This is a genomic window from Microbacterium sp. NPDC055665, from assembly GCF_053618035.1.
The window spans coordinates 306,773-325,244 of record NZ_JBSHGY010000003.1; the positions used below are offsets into that span (position 1 = coordinate 306,773).

General features: G+C 70.8%; 22 protein-coding genes. 11 read left to right on the top strand and 11 right to left on the bottom strand.

The features are described 5' to 3' along the window. Nucleotides 1-28 precede the first annotated feature (28 nt). Complete coding sequence (locus tag ACWGO6_RS10800; RefSeq protein WP_452326693.1) at nt 29-730, bottom strand: helix-turn-helix transcriptional regulator; 702 nt, start codon at nt 728-730, stop codon at nt 29-31. A 73-nt stretch (nt 731-803) separates the two neighbouring features. Here ACWGO6_RS10800 and ACWGO6_RS10805 point away from each other — a divergent pair, with 73 nt between their 5' ends. Continuing rightward, nucleotides 804-1,571: an alpha/beta fold hydrolase gene (locus ACWGO6_RS10805; RefSeq protein WP_452326694.1), complete on the top strand. Its 768-nt coding sequence runs from the start codon at nt 804-806 to the stop codon at nt 1,569-1,571. 465 nt (nt 1,572-2,036) lie between these two features. On the opposite strand, the gene ACWGO6_RS10810 is transcribed toward ACWGO6_RS10805, so the two are convergent. Then, complete coding sequence (locus ACWGO6_RS10810) at nt 2,037-2,261, bottom strand: hypothetical protein (RefSeq protein ID WP_452326695.1); 225 nt, start codon at nt 2,259-2,261, stop codon at nt 2,037-2,039. Between the two features lie 291 nt (nt 2,262-2,552). On the opposite strand from ACWGO6_RS10810, the gene ACWGO6_RS10815 reads away from it, so the two are divergent. Beyond that, the gene (locus tag ACWGO6_RS10815) at nt 2,553-2,960 is read left to right on the top strand and encodes a DapH/DapD/GlmU-related protein (protein ID WP_136043187.1); all 408 of its coding nucleotides are present in this window, start codon (nt 2,553-2,555) and stop codon (nt 2,958-2,960) included. A gap of 63 nt (nt 2,961-3,023) precedes the next feature. On the opposite strand, the gene ACWGO6_RS10820 is transcribed toward ACWGO6_RS10815, so the two are convergent. Both ACWGO6_RS10820 and ACWGO6_RS10825 read right to left on the bottom strand, forming a co-directional pair. After that, complete coding sequence (locus ACWGO6_RS10820) at nt 3,024-3,683, bottom strand: LuxR C-terminal-related transcriptional regulator (RefSeq protein WP_452326696.1); 660 nt, start codon at nt 3,681-3,683, stop codon at nt 3,024-3,026. Then, on the bottom strand, nt 3,676-4,923 hold the full coding sequence (locus ACWGO6_RS10825) for an ATP-binding protein (RefSeq protein WP_452326697.1): 1,248 nt from the start codon (nt 4,921-4,923) through the stop codon (nt 3,676-3,678). The genes ACWGO6_RS10820 and ACWGO6_RS10825 overlap by 8 nt, the downstream gene beginning before the upstream one ends. Nucleotides 4,924-5,037: 114 nt before the next feature. On the opposite strand from ACWGO6_RS10825, the gene ACWGO6_RS10830 reads away from it, so the two are divergent. From ACWGO6_RS10830 to ACWGO6_RS10845, 4 genes are read left to right on the top strand one after another with little or no spacing between them, the layout of a single operon-like run. Continuing rightward, nucleotides 5,038-6,693: a PspC domain-containing protein gene (locus ACWGO6_RS10830; RefSeq protein WP_452326698.1), complete on the top strand. Its 1,656-nt coding sequence runs from the start codon at nt 5,038-5,040 to the stop codon at nt 6,691-6,693. Then, nucleotides 6,693-7,001: a hypothetical protein gene (locus ACWGO6_RS10835; protein WP_136043183.1), complete on the top strand. Its 309-nt coding sequence runs from the start codon at nt 6,693-6,695 to the stop codon at nt 6,999-7,001. The genes ACWGO6_RS10830 and ACWGO6_RS10835 overlap by 1 nt, the downstream gene beginning before the upstream one ends. A gap of 10 nt (nt 7,002-7,011) precedes the next feature. Further along, entirely contained in the window at nt 7,012-7,752 is a 741-nt protein-coding gene (locus ACWGO6_RS10840; protein WP_136043182.1) for a LysR family transcriptional regulator substrate-binding protein, read from the top strand. Between the two features lie 35 nt (nt 7,753-7,787). Next, entirely contained in the window at nt 7,788-8,504 is a 717-nt protein-coding gene (locus tag ACWGO6_RS10845) for a glutamine amidotransferase-related protein (protein ID WP_136043181.1), read from the top strand. A gap of 45 nt (nt 8,505-8,549) precedes the next feature. On the opposite strand, the gene ACWGO6_RS10850 is transcribed toward ACWGO6_RS10845, so the two are convergent. Beyond that, nucleotides 8,550-9,020, bottom strand: a complete 471-nt coding sequence (locus tag ACWGO6_RS10850) for a glutaminase (protein WP_136043180.1) — start codon at nt 9,018-9,020, stop codon at nt 8,550-8,552. After that, on the bottom strand, nt 9,017-10,231 hold the full coding sequence (locus ACWGO6_RS10855; protein ID WP_136043179.1) for a cation:proton antiporter: 1,215 nt from the start codon (nt 10,229-10,231) through the stop codon (nt 9,017-9,019). The genes ACWGO6_RS10850 and ACWGO6_RS10855 overlap by 4 nt, the downstream gene beginning before the upstream one ends. An 86-nt stretch (nt 10,232-10,317) precedes the next feature. Here ACWGO6_RS10855 and purU point away from each other — a divergent pair, with 86 nt between their 5' ends. Further along, nucleotides 10,318-11,169 (top strand): formyltetrahydrofolate deformylase, encoded by an 852-nt coding sequence (purU, locus tag ACWGO6_RS10860; protein ID WP_136043178.1) that lies wholly within the window; start codon nt 10,318-10,320, stop codon nt 11,167-11,169. A gap of 234 nt (nt 11,170-11,403) precedes the next feature. Here the strand turns inward: purU and ACWGO6_RS10865 are convergent, their stop codons facing one another. Further along, nucleotides 11,404-12,450 carry an NAD(P)H-dependent flavin oxidoreductase gene (locus ACWGO6_RS10865; protein ID WP_452326699.1) on the bottom strand — a complete coding sequence of 349 codons (1,047 nt, stop codon included), beginning with the start codon at nt 12,448-12,450 and terminating at the stop codon, nt 11,404-11,406. 98 nt (nt 12,451-12,548) lie between these two features. Here ACWGO6_RS10865 and ACWGO6_RS10870 point away from each other — a divergent pair, with 98 nt between their 5' ends. Together ACWGO6_RS10870 and ACWGO6_RS10875 are read left to right on the top strand one after the other, a co-directional pair. Next, complete coding sequence (locus ACWGO6_RS10870) at nt 12,549-12,821, top strand: DUF6412 domain-containing protein (protein ID WP_452326700.1); 273 nt, start codon at nt 12,549-12,551, stop codon at nt 12,819-12,821. Nucleotides 12,822-12,887: 66 nt separating this feature from the next. Beyond that, complete coding sequence (locus tag ACWGO6_RS10875; protein ID WP_452326701.1) at nt 12,888-13,667, top strand: YidC/Oxa1 family membrane protein insertase; 780 nt, start codon at nt 12,888-12,890, stop codon at nt 13,665-13,667. Here the strand turns inward: ACWGO6_RS10875 and ACWGO6_RS10880 are convergent. The 3 genes from ACWGO6_RS10880 to ACWGO6_RS10890 all read right to left on the bottom strand — a co-directional run bounded on the left by ACWGO6_RS10880 (nt 13,639) and on the right by ACWGO6_RS10890 (nt 16,107). After that, nucleotides 13,639-14,556, bottom strand: a complete 918-nt coding sequence (locus ACWGO6_RS10880; RefSeq protein ID WP_452326702.1) for an EamA family transporter — start codon at nt 14,554-14,556, stop codon at nt 13,639-13,641. The genes ACWGO6_RS10875 and ACWGO6_RS10880 overlap by 29 nt on opposite strands. 156 nt (nt 14,557-14,712) lie before the next feature. Further along, nucleotides 14,713-15,597, bottom strand: coding sequence for an SDR family oxidoreductase (locus ACWGO6_RS10885; RefSeq protein ID WP_136043173.1), 885 nt, complete (start codon nt 15,595-15,597; stop codon nt 14,713-14,715). Between the two features lie 162 nt (nt 15,598-15,759). Beyond that, nucleotides 15,760-16,107: a DUF7882 family protein gene (locus ACWGO6_RS10890; protein WP_136043207.1), complete on the bottom strand. Its 348-nt coding sequence runs from the start codon at nt 16,105-16,107 to the stop codon at nt 15,760-15,762. Between the two features lie 186 nt (nt 16,108-16,293). Between ACWGO6_RS10890 and ACWGO6_RS10895 the strand changes: the two genes are divergently transcribed. Then, nucleotides 16,294-16,818 carry an FHA domain-containing protein gene (locus ACWGO6_RS10895; protein ID WP_240745146.1) on the top strand — a complete coding sequence of 175 codons (525 nt, stop codon included), beginning with the start codon at nt 16,294-16,296 and terminating at the stop codon, nt 16,816-16,818. Between the two features lie 29 nt (nt 16,819-16,847). Further along, nucleotides 16,848-17,348 (top strand): CinA family protein, encoded by a 501-nt coding sequence (locus ACWGO6_RS10900; RefSeq protein ID WP_452326703.1) that lies wholly within the window; start codon nt 16,848-16,850, stop codon nt 17,346-17,348. Nucleotides 17,349-17,379: 31 nt separating this feature from the next. Here the strand turns inward: ACWGO6_RS10900 and ACWGO6_RS10905 are convergent, their stop codons facing one another. Then, a complete protein-coding gene (locus ACWGO6_RS10905) occupies nt 17,380-18,468 on the bottom strand; it encodes an alcohol dehydrogenase catalytic domain-containing protein (RefSeq protein WP_452326704.1) in 1,089 nt (362 codons plus the stop codon). Nucleotides 18,469-18,472 lie beyond the last annotated feature (4 nt).

Genomic DNA, 18,472 nt, shown 5'->3' on the forward strand with positions numbered 1-18,472 from the left:
AGCGCCGCCGACGGCTCGACCGAGTCGGTCACTCGCTGCGGCGCCCGTGCACCGGCCGGGCGTTCGCCGGCGGGGTCCCGACCTCCTGCACGGTGTGACCGCTGCATGCGCGGGTCGTCATGCGGGCCTGCTCGATGCGTGACACGACGAACCAGCGCATCGCGTCGCGCAGAAGGCACCAGCCGACCAGGTACCACTGGCCGTTCGTGGAGGCGAACATCACGGGCTCGATCTCACGCGCGGTCGTGGCACCGGTGAGGGAGGTGTACCGGATCCGGATCGTCCGCTGCTCGGCCATCGCCTCCTCGAGCACCGACCGGACGGCGCGGGAGGACGGGGGCGATCCATCGACCCACACTCGACGCCCCAGGTCGGCTGCCCTCTCCCGTGTGCGGGGATCGAGAACGTCCATGATCTTCTGCACCCCCGCCGATGCCAGATCGGAGTAGGGAGCATCGGGCGCCGCCGACACAGCCGCCAGGAGTGCCACGGCCTGGGCCGGCGACAGGGTGACGGGCGGCAGGGATGCACTCGACGCCAACCCGTAGCCGCCGCCGGGCCCCGGGCGCGACCACACCGCCGCGCCGCTGCTCGCCAGCGCGGCGAGGTCTCGCTTCACCGTCCGCACCGATACCTCGAACTCGGCGGCGAGGCGCTCCGCCGTGTATCCGCGCGTGCCGTTGCGGCGCAACATCTCCGTGAGCGCATGGAGCCGTTCGGTTCGCTTCACCGCCGGCACCTCGTGGAATTCATGACAGAAATAGTGCCATACAGCTGTCCGGAGCGGCTGCGAGCATCGAGATATGACGACAGAAACACGGAATCCGACCATCATCCTCATCGCGGGCCACTGGCTCGGCGCCTGGGCCTGGGACGAGGTGCGGGAGGGTCTGACAGCGAACGGTCAGGACGCCATCGCGATCACGCTCCCCGGTCTCGATGCGCACGATCCCGAGCGATCCTCCCGGACCCTCGACGATCAGGCCGCGGCGATCGAAGAGGCCATGACACGCGCGGGCGCCTCGGCGGAGCAGCCCGTGGTGCTCGTGGGCCACAGCGGGGCCAACGCTCCGCTCAGCATCGTGGTCGACCGGCATCCGGAGCTCATCCGCCGGATCGTCTGGGTCGACTCCGGCCCCGTCGCACCGGGAAGCGTCTTCGCGCCGGAGCTCCCCGACGCGGCGGAAGAGCTGCCTCTGCCGCCCTTCGATGTCCTCGGAGAGCAGGCCAGCCTCGAAGGTCTGAGCGCCGAGATGCTCGAGCGCTTCCGTGGCCGGGCCGTCCCCGAGCCCGGGCCGGTGCTCCGGCAGCCCGTCGAACTCACGAACGCGGAGCGCCGCCGAGTCCCCACCACCCTGGTCTGCTGCTCCCTCCCGAGCGCGCAGATGTTGGAGCTTGCCCGCGCCGGGCATCCTATGTTCGCCGAGGTCGACGCCCTCGATGATCTCGAAGTCATCGACCTCCCGACCGGACACTGGCCGATGTGGAGCCGGCCTGCGGATCTCGCGCGGGTGATCGGCTCCGCGGCGACCTCGGCCGACGAGGGCGCGTACACGCGAACAAGCTTGTAGGCACATGTAAAGTGTTACCGTTCGTCGGCCTCCAGCGACATCAGACATTTGAGCCGAAGGCACCGCGATTCCTCTCTTGAACGGAGAGGAAGAGCCGACAGGGGGCACCATGGAACCAGACCAAGAAGAGAGCTCGGAACCGTACCGTCAGGATTTCGCGCAGATGCCCGGAATCAATGGCAATCCGATTGGCGCATCATTCCGAGAGCTGTCGCCAGAAGACACGACACGACGAGGCATGATGTGGTCCTCGATCGGGGTCGGTGCCCTCGTCGTGGGCACCGGTATCTACTTTCTCGGAAAGTGGTTGCACTGGTTCTGAGACACACCACAGAACCCTGCCTCAACAGAAGTGCCCGTGGTCATCACCACGGGCACTTCTGCGCGTGCACGCAACTGCACCCGTTTGAAATCGTGATCGGGTCCGCCAAACCGCCGGACCGCCATGATCATGGCACGAGCTGATTACTCCGGGGGGATCGGCTCCTCATGCTGCGCCCGATACCGAGCGTCCTCTTTTCGCACCTGACGCGCTGTGAGCCAGCGGGTGAAGAGGCCGAGAATGATGACGCCTGCGATGGCAGCAGGCCAGGTGATGGGCGCCGGTACGTAGTGCACGCACAGCATGAAGGCGACAGGCACGGTCAAAAGGCCGACGATGAAGATTGCCGGTGGTGAGTTGATGCTCATCCTCGGCGGAACTCCATCGTTCTGTGCAGGAACTTCAGGCGACCGCTGTTCAGCAGCGGATGATCCCACCGACTGTCCCTCCGAGGAATCCTCCGAGCGAGGAGTGTTCACGGGGAACTCCCTTTTTCATTTATCAACTCCGGCCATATAACATGCTACCTGTTACTGTGCATCTCTCCCTGGAGGTCGGAGAGAACCTCTCACGCGCTCCCTACATCCATCCGCGGGAATGAATCCGCCCCTGCCGTGGTTGTTGATATATCCGGAGAACTCCGGAGCACGGGAGGAATCGTGGGTAAGAACTACGTCGACATCGAGAACGACCAGGGCGCGACGCTGCGGTACCGCAAGCACGCGAACGGTCGAGGTCTCGTCGCGCATGGCGCGAAGGTGCATCCGAAGGCGCACATCGAGGCGGGTGCCTATATCGAACCGGGCGCGCGCATCGGCGCCGGGGCGACCATCGCCCGCGGCGCCTGGATCGACGAAGACGCCGTGGTCGGCGAGGGCGCGTTCGTCGACGCGCACGCGCACATCGGCCAGGGCGCTGCGGTCGGCGATCACGCATACGTGGGTGTCCGCACCGACATCGGCGCCGGAGCGCGCATCGTCCGCGGAGCCAGGATCGGCGACGACGAGACGGTCGCCGCAGGCCTCACCATCGCGACGGACCAGAAAGGCCTCTGGCTCGCGGCCTGACCGCGCCCATTCGGGGCGATCGCTCACCGCGCCTCGCTGCCCGACTGACCCACCGCCCGGCGACTACAGCAGTCGCCGCTCCGACGCCCAGGCGGTGAGTTCGTGTCGCGACGAGAGCTGCAGCTTGCGCAGCACGGATGACACGTGGGTCTCGACCGTCTTGATCGAGATGAACAGCTCGGAGGCGACCTCTTTGTAGGCGTAGCCGCGGGCGATCAGTCGCATGACCTCCTGCTCGCGCGCCGAGAGCCGGTCGAGCTCATCGGTCGCGGTCGCGGTCTCTCCCGCGACGGCCCCGAACGCGTCGAGCACGAAGCCGGCGAGCCGCGGCGAGAACACCGCATCGCCGTCGGCCACGGCGTGAACGGCCTTGCTGACCTCGATGCCGGACGATCCCTTGGTGATGTATCCCCTCGCCCCCGCGCGGATCACCCGCACGACATCGGCCGCGGCATCCGACACGCTCAGCGCGAGGAACCGTGCCGCGGTCGGCGCCGAGCCGCGGATCACGGCCTCTCCCCCGGTCGCATCGTCGCCGGGGCCGCCCGGCAGATGCACGTCGAGCAGCACGACGTCGGGCTGCGTCTCGCCGATCACGGCGATGGCGGACGGCACATCCGCCGCCTCGCCCACGACGTCGACGCTCGCATCGAGGTCGGCGCGCAGGCCGGAGCGGAAGATCGAGTGGTCGTCGACGATCACGACGCGGATGGTGTCAGCCACGGTTCTCCTCCCTGGTGGGCGCGGGTCGCGCGGCCGGCCGATCCTGGTGCGCGCCTGATGTGATGCTGAGGTGCACCTCGGTGCCGTTCTCGTCGCTGCGGACGCCACCCGAGCCGCCGGCGCGGCGCATCCGGCCGATGATCGACTCCCGCACGCCGAGGCGGTCGCTCGGCACATCGTCGAGCGAGAACCCGGCACCGCGGTCGCGGATGAAGACGTCGACACCGGTCGCACTGCCCTCGATGTACACCGAGATCTCACCGCCCGCGTGCCGCGCCGCGTTCAGGATCGCCTCTCGGGCCGCAGCCGCCAACTCACCACTCGCGCGCTCGGCAGACAGGCCGGCCGAGACCACGTCGATGCGCACGGGGTAGTCGAGCTCGAGCGCCCCCGCATAGTCGCGCAGATCCGTCGGCAGGTCGCTGTCGGCCGGGGCGTCGCCGTCGTACAGCCACGCGCGCAGCTCACGCTCCTGCGCTCTGGCGAGCCGAGCAGCCTCGCTGGATGCACCGGCCCTGTTCTGGATCAGGGCGAGCGTCTGCAGCACCGAGTCGTGCAGGTGCGCGGCCATCTGGCTGCGCTGCTCCTCGCGGATGCGGCGGACCCGCTCACCGGAGAGCTCGCGCCAGCGGGGTATCAGCGCCGACGAGGCCACGGCGGCGAGCCCGGCGAGCGGGAGAAGCACCAGTGCCACGCCCGACCGGGCGACGGGCCAGGACAGCAGCACCGTGAACAGCAGCGCCAGCAGCAGGATCGAGACGACCCGCACGGTCATCGTGTGCCGCGGCCCGCGAGCCGTGTCGGTGCGATCGATGAGGGTGGCCCACAGCCCGGCACCGGTCGCGAACGCTGCCGCGCCACCCACCACGACCACGGCGAGACCCGAAGGGATCGACCCGTTCAGCCAGTCGCTGCCCCCACGCCAGACCAGCACGACGAGCGCCCCGACGGCGGCAGGGGCGAGCAGCAGCCAGGCCACCGGCATCCGCCTCGTCGGTGCGCTCTCGCCCTCGGCCCACGGGGTGAAGACCCAGCACCAGGCGTAGAGCAGGATGCCGGCGCCGCCGCAGAGGCTGAGCGCGATGAACAGCGCCCGCACCAGCCCCACGCGCACGCCGAGGTGACGCGCGAGACCGGCGCTCACGCCGGCCACCAGACAGTCGCGGTCGCGGGTCAGCGGCGGGCGCGGCGGCGCCGCCACGCGCGGAGGTCGCGCAGAAGCGTGCGCCGAAGAGGACATGACGCCATCCAATCATCCGCGTGCCCTGCCCGGGTCCTCCCCGGCGCAGAATCAGGGGCCGCTCAGGGGTTCCCCCCATGGCAGGGAACCGACCGCTGCCGCCAGGATCGAAGCATGACGATTCCGACTGCGCCACCGCCCCCCGCCGACCACGCCGCTCCGGCCACCGGCACACCGGGCACCGGCATCCCTCGCGGAGCCGAACGCTTCCTCCTCTGGGTCGCCGGGCTCGGCGTCGCCCGCTCCGAGGGCTGGCTCGGCGGCGTCTCGGCGGGCATCGCCGCACGCCTGCGCATCGACCCGCTGATCGTCCGCGGCGTCCTCGTGGTCGCGGCCCTCTTCGGCCTGCCGGTCATCTTCCTCTACGCCGCGGCCTGGGCGCTGCTGCCGGATGTCGACGGCCGGGTGCACGTCCGCGATCTGCTCCGCCGCGACTACCAGCCGGTGCAGTGGGGCATCCTCGCGATGGCCGTCATCGGCCTGTTCCCGACCGCTCCGCTCGCCGGACGCCTCTTCGGGCTCGGCTACGACGGCTGGTCGGCCCTGTCTCTCATGAGCTGGATCATCGGCCTCGTGCTCGTCGCCGTCCTGCTCATCCTGATCGTGCGTGCTGCGAGCCGCACCCCGGGTGCTTCCGCGCCGGATCTGCCGATGGCTTCCGCAGATCAGGCGGCCCCGGCCGCGTCCGTCACCCTCGGCGGTTCGGGTACCGCCGAGGGGACGGACGCCACACTCCCGTACGGCACGTATGCCGCGCCGGATGCCGACACCGTGGTCGCGAACACCGTGGTCGCATCCGATGGCTCGGCATCCGAGCTCCCGCCCCTCGACCCCGCCGCGACCGCCGCACCCGTCGCGGCGTTCGACCCCGCAGCGACGGCAGCGATCCCGCCCGCACCTCCCGCTCCCCTTCCCCCTGGTTCGCAGGACCCGGCTGCCCTCGAGGCGTGGCGCGCCCAGCACGCCGCCTGGAAGGAACAGGACCAGGCGTGGCGACGGCAGCAACAGGATGCCGAGCGCGCCGCCCGCGACCAGCTGCGCCGCGAGCGCCAGGCCGAGGCCGCCGTGTTCGCCGCCGAGGCCGCCGAGCGTCGCCGCATCCGCCGCGCATCGAACCCGCGCGCCGGCTTCGCGTTCGCCGCGACCATCCTCGGTCTCGCGATCATCACCGGGGCCGCCGTCGGTCTTGTCGCGGGTGGCGAACTGGTCGGTGTCGCCCTCGGACTGCTCGCCGCCGCCCTCATCCTGGCGCTCGGCATGATCGTCGCCGGAGCCTTCCGCCGACGCAGCGGCTTCCTGGCCTTCGCGACCGTCATCACCCTGGTGGGTGGCCTCATCGTCGGCGGGTTCTCCACCCTGCAGGGCTTCACCCTCGGCTGGGCGTCGGTCACGAACTACCGCGCGGAGCACATCCGGCAGCCGTTCGGCGAGCTCAACGTGTCGCTGAATCAGCACGACGACGCGCCCCGGCCGATCGTGATCGAGAAGGGCTCCGGCACGACCTTCATCCAGGTGGATCCGGGCGTCCAACTGCAGCTGCGTGCGACCGTCGACACGGCGGACGTCACCTGGACCCGCGTCGACGCCGAGTACTACAACGTCATCGATTCCGGCACCTGGTCGGCCACGCAGCGCGGCGGGGAGTCGGTCGTCGTCGAGAACATCTCTGCGGAGAACGCGTCGACCACCACCATCCAACCCGTCACCATCGATCAGAACAGCGGCGAGATCTCCATCACCGTCGTCGAGCCGAAGAAGGAAGACCAGTGATGAGCACTCCCCCGATCACCGAGACGACCACCCGTCCCCGCACCCGCTGGGCGGCCATCATCTGGGGACTCCTGTTCGCTTCCATCGCCGCCGTCGCGCTCAGCCAGCTCGCCGACGCCACCCGTCGTGAAGCGATCGCGGACACGCTGATGACCATGACGCCCACGACGATCACCGCGATCGTCCTGCTCACCGCCGGTGTGCTGCTGCTCGTCGGCGGGGCCGCGGGTCTCATCCGTCGTGCACAGCGGAAGCTGGCGGCGGCGACCGAAGACCGACGAGAGGTACCGGGCCCGCTCGCCGAGTAGCCTTGTCCCCATGGCGAATCAGGGAAGACGGCCCGCGAAGGGCGCAGGCCGCGGCACACCCGTACGCCGGAACAAGGCCGCTCCCGCCGAGCGGTTCCCCCCGCAGAAGCCCAAGAAGAAGACGGCCAAGGTCGTCTTCGATGCCCCGCAGACCGAGCCAGAGGCACCGCGCACCTTCCGTCTAGGCGCGGTGCCCGGTGCGACTCCGGGCAAGTGGATCGACGCGTGGAAGCAGCGGATGCCGCGCGTGCCGCTCGAACTCGTGCCGATCGAGGCCGCCACGCAGCGCACCGCCCTCGACGAGGTCGATGCCGCCCTGGTACGGCTGCCCCTGACGGACGAGTCGCTGCACATCATCCCCCTGTACGACGAGCTCCCGGTCGTCGTCGCCGCGGCCGACTCGCACCTGATGGCCGCGGAAGAGCTCACATCCGCCGACCTGGAGGGCGAGATCGTGATCGGCCTCACCGACGACGTGCTCGGAGCCCTCGACCTGCCGGGGACGACGCCGGCGAGCTTCGCCGCGCTGCCGACCGACCAGGCGATCGCGGTCGCGGCATCCGGAGTCGGCATCATGATCGTGCCGATGTCGCTCGCCCGGATGCATCACCGCAAGGATGCCGATCACCGCGTCCTCGCCGACGGACCGACCTCGACCGTCGCTCTCGTCTGGCCGCGTGAGCGCACCACGCCCGACGTCGAGACGTTCGTCGGCATCGTCCGCGGTCGCACCGCGAACTCCTCCCGGTGACCGGCGACGTTCGTCGCGCTCGTTAGAATCTCCTGATGGCCTCGCTCCTCTACGTCTGCGTGCGCCCCGAGCTCGGGGCGGCGGATGCCGAGCACGCATCGTTCCGGCGGGCACTCGGCGTCGACGTCGTCGACCGGCTCGACCTGCTGCAGACGCCGCTCGACATCGCACGGGTGCGCGGGTACGACGGGGTCGTGGTCGGCGGGTCTCCGTACAACGTCTCCGACGCGGTGAAATCCACGGAGCAGCTGCGTGTCGAGGCCGACCTGCGCACGTTGGCCGATGCGGCGATCGCCGCCGAGGTCGCCGTGTTCTTCACCTGCTTCAGCATCGGCGTCGTGACCCGCATGCTCGGCGGCGAGGTCGTCACCGACACCCCGGAGCCCGCGAGCGCCACCGTGATCGACGTGACCGAAGCCGGCGCCGCCGACCCCGTGTTCGGCCCCAGCGGCTCTGCGCTGACGGTCTTCACGGCGCACAAGGAGAGTGCGGAGAGCACCCCGACCGGCGCGGTGCTGCTCGCGACCAACGACGTCTGCCCTGTGCAGGCCTACCGCGTGGGCACGCACCTGTACGCGGCGCAGTTCCACCCCGAGCCCACTCCCCGCGACTTCGCCGACCGGATGACGTTCTACCGCACCACCGGCTACTTCGACCCCGACGAGTTCGACGCCGTGCAGCAGCAGGTGCTCGCGGCATCCGTCACCGAGGGCGCGGCACTCCTCCGGCGATTCGCCGAGACGTTCGCCTGAGCCGGGCCGGACTGAGTCAGCCCGGATCGAATCAGCTCGCCGACGTCAGCTCGCCGCTCCGTCACGCAGCAGACCGACGCGCTCGCGCAGGTATGCCTCCAGGGGCATGAACCCCCCGGCCGTGCTCCAACGCACCGACGGGACCCCGTCGACCAGAGACAGCGGACCCGACGAGCCCCCGGCATCCACCGCATCGACGTCGATCACGCTCCACCCCACGTGCACGACCTCACCCTCGCCGAAGCCACCGCGCAGAGCCTCGGCCCGGCGCTCGGCACGCTCTCGCGCCGACTCGGCCGTGTAGCCACGGCGGCCGGGGTCGGCGGCCCGCAGCACCTCGGCGGTCGCCAGCGCGTGGGTCTCGGTGAGCAGCAGCACGCCCAGATGCCAGGCCTCACCCACGCGCACGATGCGGCGGCCCCGCCACCGGGAGTCGCGCTGCTCGCCGAGACCCTCCTTCGGAGCCCCGGCGAGATCGGCCACGGCGGCCGTCAGCAGAGCGGATGCCGAGGTCACAGCTCCCCCTGCAGCGACTCGCCCGCGCGTGCCGGACCGACGACCTCTTCGCGATCCCCACGGAGGGTCATGCCGATCAGCGGATACAGCAGTACCGAGAGCATGCCTGCTCCGACGAGGGCCGCGGCCGTGCCGGTGTCGAGCATGTCCTGATCCACGCCGATCGCGGTGACCGCGACGATGATCGGCAGTCCGGTCGCGGCGAGCAGGCCGAGCGCCGCACGGTCGCGCACGCTCATCCCCGCTGGAGCCGAGAGCTGCGCGGCCGCACCGCGGATCACGAGCAGCGCGATCAGGAAGATCGGCACCAGCGCCAGCGCCGCGGGCGAGGTGAGCAGCGCCTGCAGGTCGAACGTGACGCCGGTGTAGAGGAAGAAGATCGGCACGAGGAAGCCGAACGCGATGGCCTCGATCTTGCTCTCGACCTGCTCGGCGGATTCCTTGGGCGCCCGCGCCATGATGATGCGCCAGACCGCGCCGGCCACGAACGCGCCCAGCAGCATGTCGAGGTCGAGCATCACGCTGAGTCCGACCAGCGCGGCGATGAGCAGGATCACGAAGCGCACCCCGAACTGGTCGGAGGTGTGCAGGGTGGCCAGGACGATGCGGTGCAGACGACCGTGCGGCACGCGATGCGCCAGCAGCACTGCGAGGCCGGCCAGCACGACGAAGGTCAGCAGCACGGCCGTGGCGATGGGCGTGGTCCGCGTGCTCAGGAAGATCGAGATCGCGATCAGGGGCAGGAACTCGCCGACGGCCCCGATCGTGCTGATCGCCCGACCGAAGGGTGTGTCCAGTTCCCGCGCATCGCGCAGGATCGGCATCAGCGTGCCGAGCGCCGTGGAGCTGAGCGCGATCCCGATCACGACCATCCCCTCGCCCGGCGCGAAGAAGAACCCGAGGCCGATGCCCAGCAGCACGCTGAGCAGCCAGCCGGCTGAAGCCCGGGCGAGCGGCTTGCCCGCCACCATCTTGAAGTCGATCTCGGTGCCGGCCACGAAGAACAGCAGCGCCAGACCGAAGTCGCTGAGCTTCTCCAGCAGCGGCCCCGGCTCGACCCAGCCGAGCACGGCGGGTCCGACGAGGATGCCGAGCACGAGCTCGAACACCACGATGGGCACCCGCACCACGGGGCGCACGCCGCGGGCGAGCAGGGGCGCGGCGACGGCCAACAGGGGGATCAGCACCAGGCCGAGGTCACTCGCTTCCACGAGACTCAGAGTAGCGAGTCGCCTCCCGCGATTCGCCCCCGCTGTGCATCCACGGCAGAATCGATGCACACCCTCGAGGAGCCCCCATGTCTCAGCCCGATACCGCCCGCCTGCTCATCGCCTGCGACGACCAGCCCGGCATCGTCGCCGCTGTCGCCGGGGTGCTCGCCCAGCACGGCGCGAACATCATCTCGCTCGACCAGCACTCCACCGATTCCGAGGGCGGACGCTTCTTCCAGCGCACCGTGATCCACCTCGACGGGCTCTCCGCCGCACGCCCGGCCCTCGAAGCCGACATCGCCGCCGTGGCCGAGCGCTTCGGGATGGAGTGGTCGCTGCACGACGTGGCCCGGCGCAAGCGCGTCGCGATCTTCGTCTCCAAGTACGACCACTGCCTGATGGAGCTGCTGTGGCGCACGCAGCGCGGCCAGCTCGACATCGACATCACGATGGTCGTCTCCAACCACCCCGACCTGGCGGAGTCCGTCCGCTCCTTCGGGGTGCCGTTCGTGCACATCCCCTCCGGCGACAAGGCCGCGATGGAGCAGCGTCAGCTGGAACTGCTGCACGGAAACGTCGACCTGGTGGTGCTCGCCCGCTACATGCAGATCCTGACCGACGACTTCATCACGCGCCTCGAGGTGCCGGTGATCAACATCCACCACTCGTTCCTGCCCGCGTTCATCGGCGCGAACCCGTACGCGCGCGCCAAGGACCGCGGCGTCAAGCTCATCGGCGCGACCGCGCACTACGCGACGGCCGACCTCGACGAGGGCCCGATCATCGAGCAGGATGTCACGCGCGTGACCCACTCCGAGTCGGCGGCTCAGCTGCAGAGCCGCGGTGCCGACGTCGAGCGCCTGGTGCTCGCCCGCGCCGTGCAGTGGCACGCCGAGGACCGCGTGATCGTGCACGGCAAGTCCACCGTCATCCTCTAGCCCCCCGTCCTCCGCCCCGGTCCGCACCGTGCGCCCCGGTCCGCACCGTGCGCTCCGGTCCGCACCCGCCGCCCCGGTCCGCACCCTCCGCCCCGGTCCGCATCCTCCGCCCCGGTCGGCACCCTCCGCTCCGGTCGCAGTTCCTGCCGCCCCGAGGCCGTCAGCGCGGCAGAAACTGCGACCGGAACACAGCCGCGCGGCAGGAAGTGCGACCGGAACACAGCAGAGCGAACGTCAGGGAGCTTCCGGAGCCCCTGCGAGCAGCTCGGCGAACACCTCGGCGGCGGAGTCGTACTGCACGAGCGGCGCAGCCTGACCCATCCACAGCGATTGCAGCTCACCCAGGTTCTGCTGTCCGGCCGCGGTGCGGAAGCGGCCCGTGAGCCAGTTCTGCATCGGGAACGGCGCGATCGTGCCGCTCGCCTCGATCGCCCGCACGGCGCGGTTGCGCGTGCCGCGCGCCAGTCGACCGCTCATGGCCCGCGTGAGCACGGTCTCGTCGGCGGCGGTCGAGCGGATGGCGTCGCGGTGCGCCTGGTTCGTGGCCGACTCTGACGTCGCGAGGAACGCCGTCCCGACCTGCACGCCCGAAGCCCCCAGCGCGAATGCCGCCACCACCCCCCGTCGATCGGCGATCCCGCCCGCCGCGATCACGGGCACTCCGACCGCGTCCACGACCTGCGGCACCAGGGCGAACGTCCCCACCAGCGACTCCTCGGCCGGGCGCAGGAACGACACCCGGTGGCCGGCCGCTTCTGCCCCGGTCGCGACGACGGCATCCACGCCCGCCTCGTCCAGGGCGACGGCCTCGGCCACGGTGGTCGCCGTACCGACGACACGGATGCCGCGGCGACGCGCCTCTTCGACGACCGCCGCTGTCGGCACGCCGAACACCACGCTCAGCACTGCGGGCGCGATCTCCCAGATCGCCTCGAGCTGTTCCTCGAGTGTCGGGTTGTACCGCTCCGGCCGGGCCGGCACGTCGACACCGACCGCCTCGTAGAACGGCTGCAGCGCCTGCGCGAAGATCGTGTGCTGCGGGTTCGGCTCGACCTCGTCGCCCGTGGGCAGCCAGATGTTCACCGCGAACGGCCGGTCGGTCGCCGCACGCAGCTCGGCGCCGGTCGCGCGGATGCGGTCGCCGTCGTAGCCGTACAGGCCGAACGAGCCGAGTCCGCCGGCGTTGCTCACCGCGGCAGTGAGCGAGGTCGAGGAGAGCCCGCCGAACGGGCCGAGGATGATCGGATGCTCGATCCCGAGCAGGGCGCGAAGGTCATTCATGCTTCGACGTTACGCCCGCAGCGCAGGCGGACGGTCGACCGTGACGGCCGGTCTCCCACGCCCCGGTGCTACCCTCGGCTGGAGAGAGAGGAGTGCGCATGAGCGAGTGGTTCCAGCAGATGCTGAGCTTCGTCGCGACCGCACTCGGACTCGTCTCGATGCCGGATGCCGCGGCCCTCGGCCTCGCCATCGCGCTGCTCGCCGTGACGGCGCTCACGCTCGCGGTCGTGCTGAGCGTGCGCCCCGGAGCCACCTCAGACGCCCCGCATCCGCTGCGGGCCATCGACGTCGGAACCCTTCTCACGCAGAGCGATCCTGATGCTGCAGGGCATCCGCGCCCACGGGCGCCGGGAGTCGCGACCGCCGCGTAGTCCGTCCGTACGACGGGACAGCGCGGCCTTCGCCGACCCTTCCCGACGCCACGAACGGACACTTCCATGGACCCCTTTGCCTTCCCCCCTCTCGCCGCCCTGCTCGACGCCGCCTACGGCGCACTGACCGGGCTCTCCGACCTCCTCACCCCGATCGCCGGGACCTCCGCCGCCGCCCTCGCCGTCGTGCTCGTCACGCTGCTGGTGCGGGCACTGCTCATCCCGGTCGGCATCTCGCAGGCCAAGGCCGAGCAGACCAGGGCGCGCCTCGCCCCGAAGCTGCGCGAACTGCAGCGCCGCCACAAGAAGAACCCCGAGCGGCTCCAGAAAGAGATGATGGCGCTGTACAAGGCCGAGAACACCTCGCCGTTCGCAGGCATGCTCCCGGTGCTGGCACAGGCCCCGGTGGTCGGCATCCTCTACACGCTGTTCCTCCGGCCGGAGATCGCCGGGCACCCGAACGAGCTGCTCGCGCACGACCTGTTCGGCGCTCCGCTGGGCACGAGCCTGGTCTCGGCGCTGTTCGGCGGCACGGCGACGCCTGCGACGTTCCTCGTCTTCGGGGTGCTGCTCGCGGTGATGATCGCCGTCGCCGAGGTCACCCGCCGGGTGTTCCGCCCGACGCCGGTCGAGGGCGACGAGTCGCCGCTCAACTCCCCGGCGATGCTGCGTGTGATGTCATCCCTGCACTACCTGACGGCGGTGTTCGCGGCGTTCGTGCCGCTCGCCGCCGCGCTGTATCTGACCGTCACCGTGGTGTGGACGCTCGTGCAGCGCGTCATCCTGCGTCGACGGTTCCCGCTGCCGACTCCCGCAGTCAGTCGGGCAGCGGTATCGGGGCGGTGAAGGGGCCGGAGGGGTCGCCGTCGCGGCGGTCCTTCCGCACCCCGAGCGTCGTTCCCACACTGGCGGCGATCACGAGGGCGACCGCCAGCATCCGCAGCGGAGTCGCGTCCTGACCGAGGATCAGCCAGCCGGCCAACGTCGCGAACGCGGGCTCCAGGCTCAGGAGCACCCCGAACACGCGCTGCGGCAGACGGCGCAGCGCGGCCAGTTCGAAGCTGTACGGGATCACCGACGACAGCACCGCGGTGATGGCGGCGAGCAGCAGCAGCTGCGGATCCATCGCGACGGTCGACGCTGCCGGGATGCCGACCGGGATGAGCAGCACGGCCGCCACGACGAGCCCCATCGCGAGGCCGCTGTTGCCCGGGATGAGGGCGCCGACGCGGGCGCTCATGCGGATGTACATCACCCAGAACCCGGCGGCGATGAGGATGAACACGAGCCCGAGCGGGTCGAGCGGCTCGGCCCCGATCAGGCCGTCGATGCCCAGCGCGACCATGCCGAGGAGGGCGACGCCGACCCAGGCGGCATCCGCGAGGCGACGGGTCAGCACCGCGGCGAGCACGAGCGGGCCGAGGAACTCGATCGCGACCGCCGGGCCGAGCGGGATGCGGTCGATCGCGGCGTAGAAGAACCCGTTCATCGCGGCGAGCGAGACGCCGAAGAGCACGGCGGCGAGCCACTGCGGGCGGGCCCACTTGCCGGGCCGCGGCCGCACGATGACGACGAGGAGGATCGCGGCGATCGCGACGCGCAGCGAGGTGACACCCCACGGCCCGAGCACCGGGAAAAGCTGTGCAGCCACGGCTGCCCCGAAGGGCAGCGAGAGGCACGAGCCGATGACGAGTGCGACGCCCACGAGGGGTCCGGACGCCGCGGGCTTCTGCACCAGACAAGCTTAGGCGGGCGGCCCGCGTCGCCGCGTCGCCGCGTCGCCGAGTCGCCGCGTCGCCGAGACCCCCGGTACGCGCCGAGACCCCGGGCTGCATGCGCCGCTACCCGGGGGTTTCGACGCGAAGGCGGGGTCTCGGCGGCAGAACCGAGCTCAGAGCGGCTTGCCGCCCGTCACCGCGATCACCGAGCCCGATGTGTACGACGACTCGGCCGAGGCGAGGTACACGTATGCCCCCGCGAGCTCCGCCGGCTGGCCCGCGCGTCCGAGAGGCGTGTCCTGGCCGAAGGTCGCCAACCGCTCGGCATCCCAGCCGGTCGCGGGGATCAACGGCGTCCAGATCGGACCGGGCGCCACGGCGTTCACCCGGATGCCCTTGGGGCCGGCCTCCTCGGCGAGTGCCTTCACGAAAGCGACCTGAGCGGCCTTGGTCATCGCGTAGTCGATGAGGCCCGGCGACGGGTTGTAGGCCTGGACGGATGCCGTCACGATGATGCTCGCGCCCGGCTCCAGGTCGGGGTATGCGGCGCGGGCCGAGAACAGCAGGCCGACGAGGTTCGTGTCGAACACGCGCCGCATCCGGTCGGTCTCCAGGCTGTCGAAGCCGTCGATGTCGTGCTGGTAGGCGGCATTGAGCACGAGGGTGTCGAGTCCGCCGAGCTCGCTCCGCGTCCGGGCGACGATATCGGTCGCGAAGGCCTCGTCCCGCAGGTCGCCGGCAAAGCTCACACCGGTGCGTCCGGCCTCCCGGACCAGGGCGAGCGTGTCCTCCGCGTCGTCCTGCTCCTCCGGCATGTGTGCGATCGCGACATCGGCGCCCTCTCGCGCGAAGGCGATCGCGACCGCCCGACCGATGCCAGAGTCGCCACCGGTGATGAGCGCGCGGCGCCCTGCCAGGCGGCCGTGGCCGACGTAGCTCTCCTCGCCGTGATCGGGGTCAGGTCGTGTCAGCTCCGTGAGCCCTGGCTGATCCTGCTGCTGCGCGGGGAAGCCTTCTTCACGATGCGCGTGCCGCGGGTCGGAAGTGCTGTCGGTCATGGCCGATCCTCCTCGTCTCGGGGTGTCCGACCGACTCTTCCCGATCGACGGCCGCCGGTGCAGGGGGTTGACAGCCCGGCAGGGAGGCGGCGATGTGCAGGGTCCATCCCCGGCCGCTCTCGAGGTCGTGCGCGACGGCAGCGGCGCGGACGCCGCAGCGGGTCAGAGCTGAGGCGTGACCGGGATCTCTTCCGTGCCCGGCTCCGTACCGGCCTCGGCGGGCTCGGGTACGAGGTACAGGCCGCTCGGCGCGTTCGCGGTGAAGGCCAGCGCCTCGATCCACGCCCGGTTGATGGACGGCTGGCGGCTGCCGAAGTACTTGAACACCAGGGAGCTGCCCGGCTGGATCCACACGGTCGTGCGTCCGCCACCGACGCTCGCGTCTTCACGCCAGCTGAACGGGAACGGCTCCCCGCGCCGCAGCTTGGCGGTGATGACCAGCTGCAGGTGGGTGAGAGCGCGGTCCTCGATCTCGGTCTTCACTCCGCCTTCGTAGACGAACTTGCCCATTCTGTGCTCCTTGGTCGCAGCCTGGCCGAGACGACGGCTCACTCCATTCTCGCTCACGCGGCGACAGTATTCCGCCTCTGTTCCGCACGAAGGCGGGTGCGTGTCCGCCATCGCGAAGTCAACCCCCTCGGCAGAACACGCACGCCCGCTTAATCTCGGATACCCGAGCTCGAGGAGGGCACTGCCATGAACGCACGACACATCGACGACCGCCCCGACGAGGGCTACACCCCCGGAACCACACACGCCGAGTGGGGCGCGGGCAACCCGCGGCTGCGCATCACCCGCGACGACGAGCGCACCGAATTCGCGCTCGAAGCGGATGAGGTGCGGATCGGGTCCGCCGAGGGCAATGAGCTGCGCCTGGCCGACACCGACCCGGTGCACGCCACGATCACGCACGATGACCGCGACGAGTACGTGCTGACCCTGCACGGCGCAGGTGAGATGAACGCCAGTGCCGGCGCAGACGCCACGCACCCGGGCGAGGACACCGAGACGCTCCGCACCGGAGCACACTTCACGGCGGGGCCGTGGACTCTGGTGTTCGCCCGCGACGAGTTCGCCGACCACGGGCGCCCGTACGGCGGCCGCAAGGGTGGCGAGTACTCCGATCAGCCGCTGCAGCCACCGCGTCCGGACTACGACGGCGACGGCGACGGATCCACGCAGGATGGGTCTGCTCAGCCTGACGCCGCGGAGAACGCGTAGGGAAGACACGGGCTGAAGGGCATCTCCCAGTGACCGAACACATCGAGCGACTGAGCGACCTCGCGCGCGAACGCGGTCTCCGTGTGGCCGTGGCCGAATCTCTCACCTCCGGCCAGCTGGCGAGCACGGTGGGAGCGGGTTCCGAGGCGTCCGAGTGGTTCGCCGGCGGCGTCGTGGCGTATCTGACCGATGTGAAGGAGCGCGTGCTCGGGCTCGTCCCCGGCACGGATCCGTGTTCCGCGGCGTGCGCCGAGCAGCTCGCGACGGGGGCTCGCGACTTGCTCGACGCCGACCTCTGCGTGTCGACGACCGGAGTCGGCGGGCCCGATCCCGAGGGAGGCCATGCCCCGGGCACGGTCTACCTCGGATGGGCGACTGCCGATGCCGTCGGACACCGTCGGCTGGCGCTCACCGGCGACCCCGAAGAGGTGCTGGCGGCGACGGTCGAGGCTGCCGTCCGGCTGCTCGCCTTCCATGCGGAAGGTCTGCGACAGGCGGGTCCTCGCCGGAGCGGACAGCAGCCCGCGTAGGTCGTCGGTGGGGCTGGCTGGCGTCGGCGGGTCAGTGCCCCGGCAGCAGGCCGATCCGCAGGGGTGCGCCGGGCGCCGCCGCCTCCGCGAGCGCGGCATCGATCTCGTGGAGCCCGCGCACCGCGCCGACCGCGTCGCCGAACGGATAGGCGCGTCCGCGTCCCGCCAGGAACCCGACGGCTTCGGCGAGCTCGGTTCCCGTGTAGTTGTGGATGCCGGTGACGGTGACCAGGCGCCGCACGATGCTCTCGGCGTCGAACGGCACGGGGTCGGCGGGAAACACGCTGCCGACGAGCACCACCGTGCCGCCGACGGCCACCCCGTCGACGGCCGCGCTCACGGCATGCCCCGAGGCCTCGATAACGACGTCGGGCTCCCGGTCCAGACTCGTCGCCCCGAATCGGGCGGCGAGCGCGCGGCGTTCCGGGTTCGGGTCGAGAACCTCGACCGTCGCTCCCTGCTCCGCGGCGATCGCGGCGGCGGAGAGCCCGACGAGCCCGGCCCCGTGGATCCGCACGGCGGCACCCTCGAGGTCATGGTCTCGCGCAGCCCTGGCGACTGCCGCCCAGGCCGTCGCGGTCGCACACCCTGCGGGGGCGAGGACGGATGCCGGCAGCGCCTCGGGCACGCACACGATGGCGGTTCCCTCACGCAGCTGCACGTGACTCGCGAACGCACCGGTCAGGTCGCCGTGGGCGCCGACCCGGTCGTGCCCGTACTTTCCCAGGTTGCGGCACTTCTGCGGCATCCCCCGCAGGCATCGGTCGCAGCTCGCGCACGAGATCGTCACCGACCACACCACGCGATCGCCGATGCGCAGCGGGGTGCCGTCGACGGTGTTCGCACCGGTGTCACCGGTCGCGATCACCCTGCCGACGCTCTCGTGACCGAGCACGAGAGGGGTCGGGGCGGATCGTCGTCCCTGCACCGTGTGCACGTCGGAGCCGCAGATCGTCGACATCTCGACCGCCACGAGCACGTCGCCGTCGGCCAGCGCGACCCCCGGCACGGCGATCGTCTCGTGCGGGTGGCCCTCGCCGATCCAGACCATCGCCGTCGCCGCCGGGCGCAGCGCGACGTCACGGCGGTGACCGGGTGGACGGACCAGCAGCGTTCCCATGTCG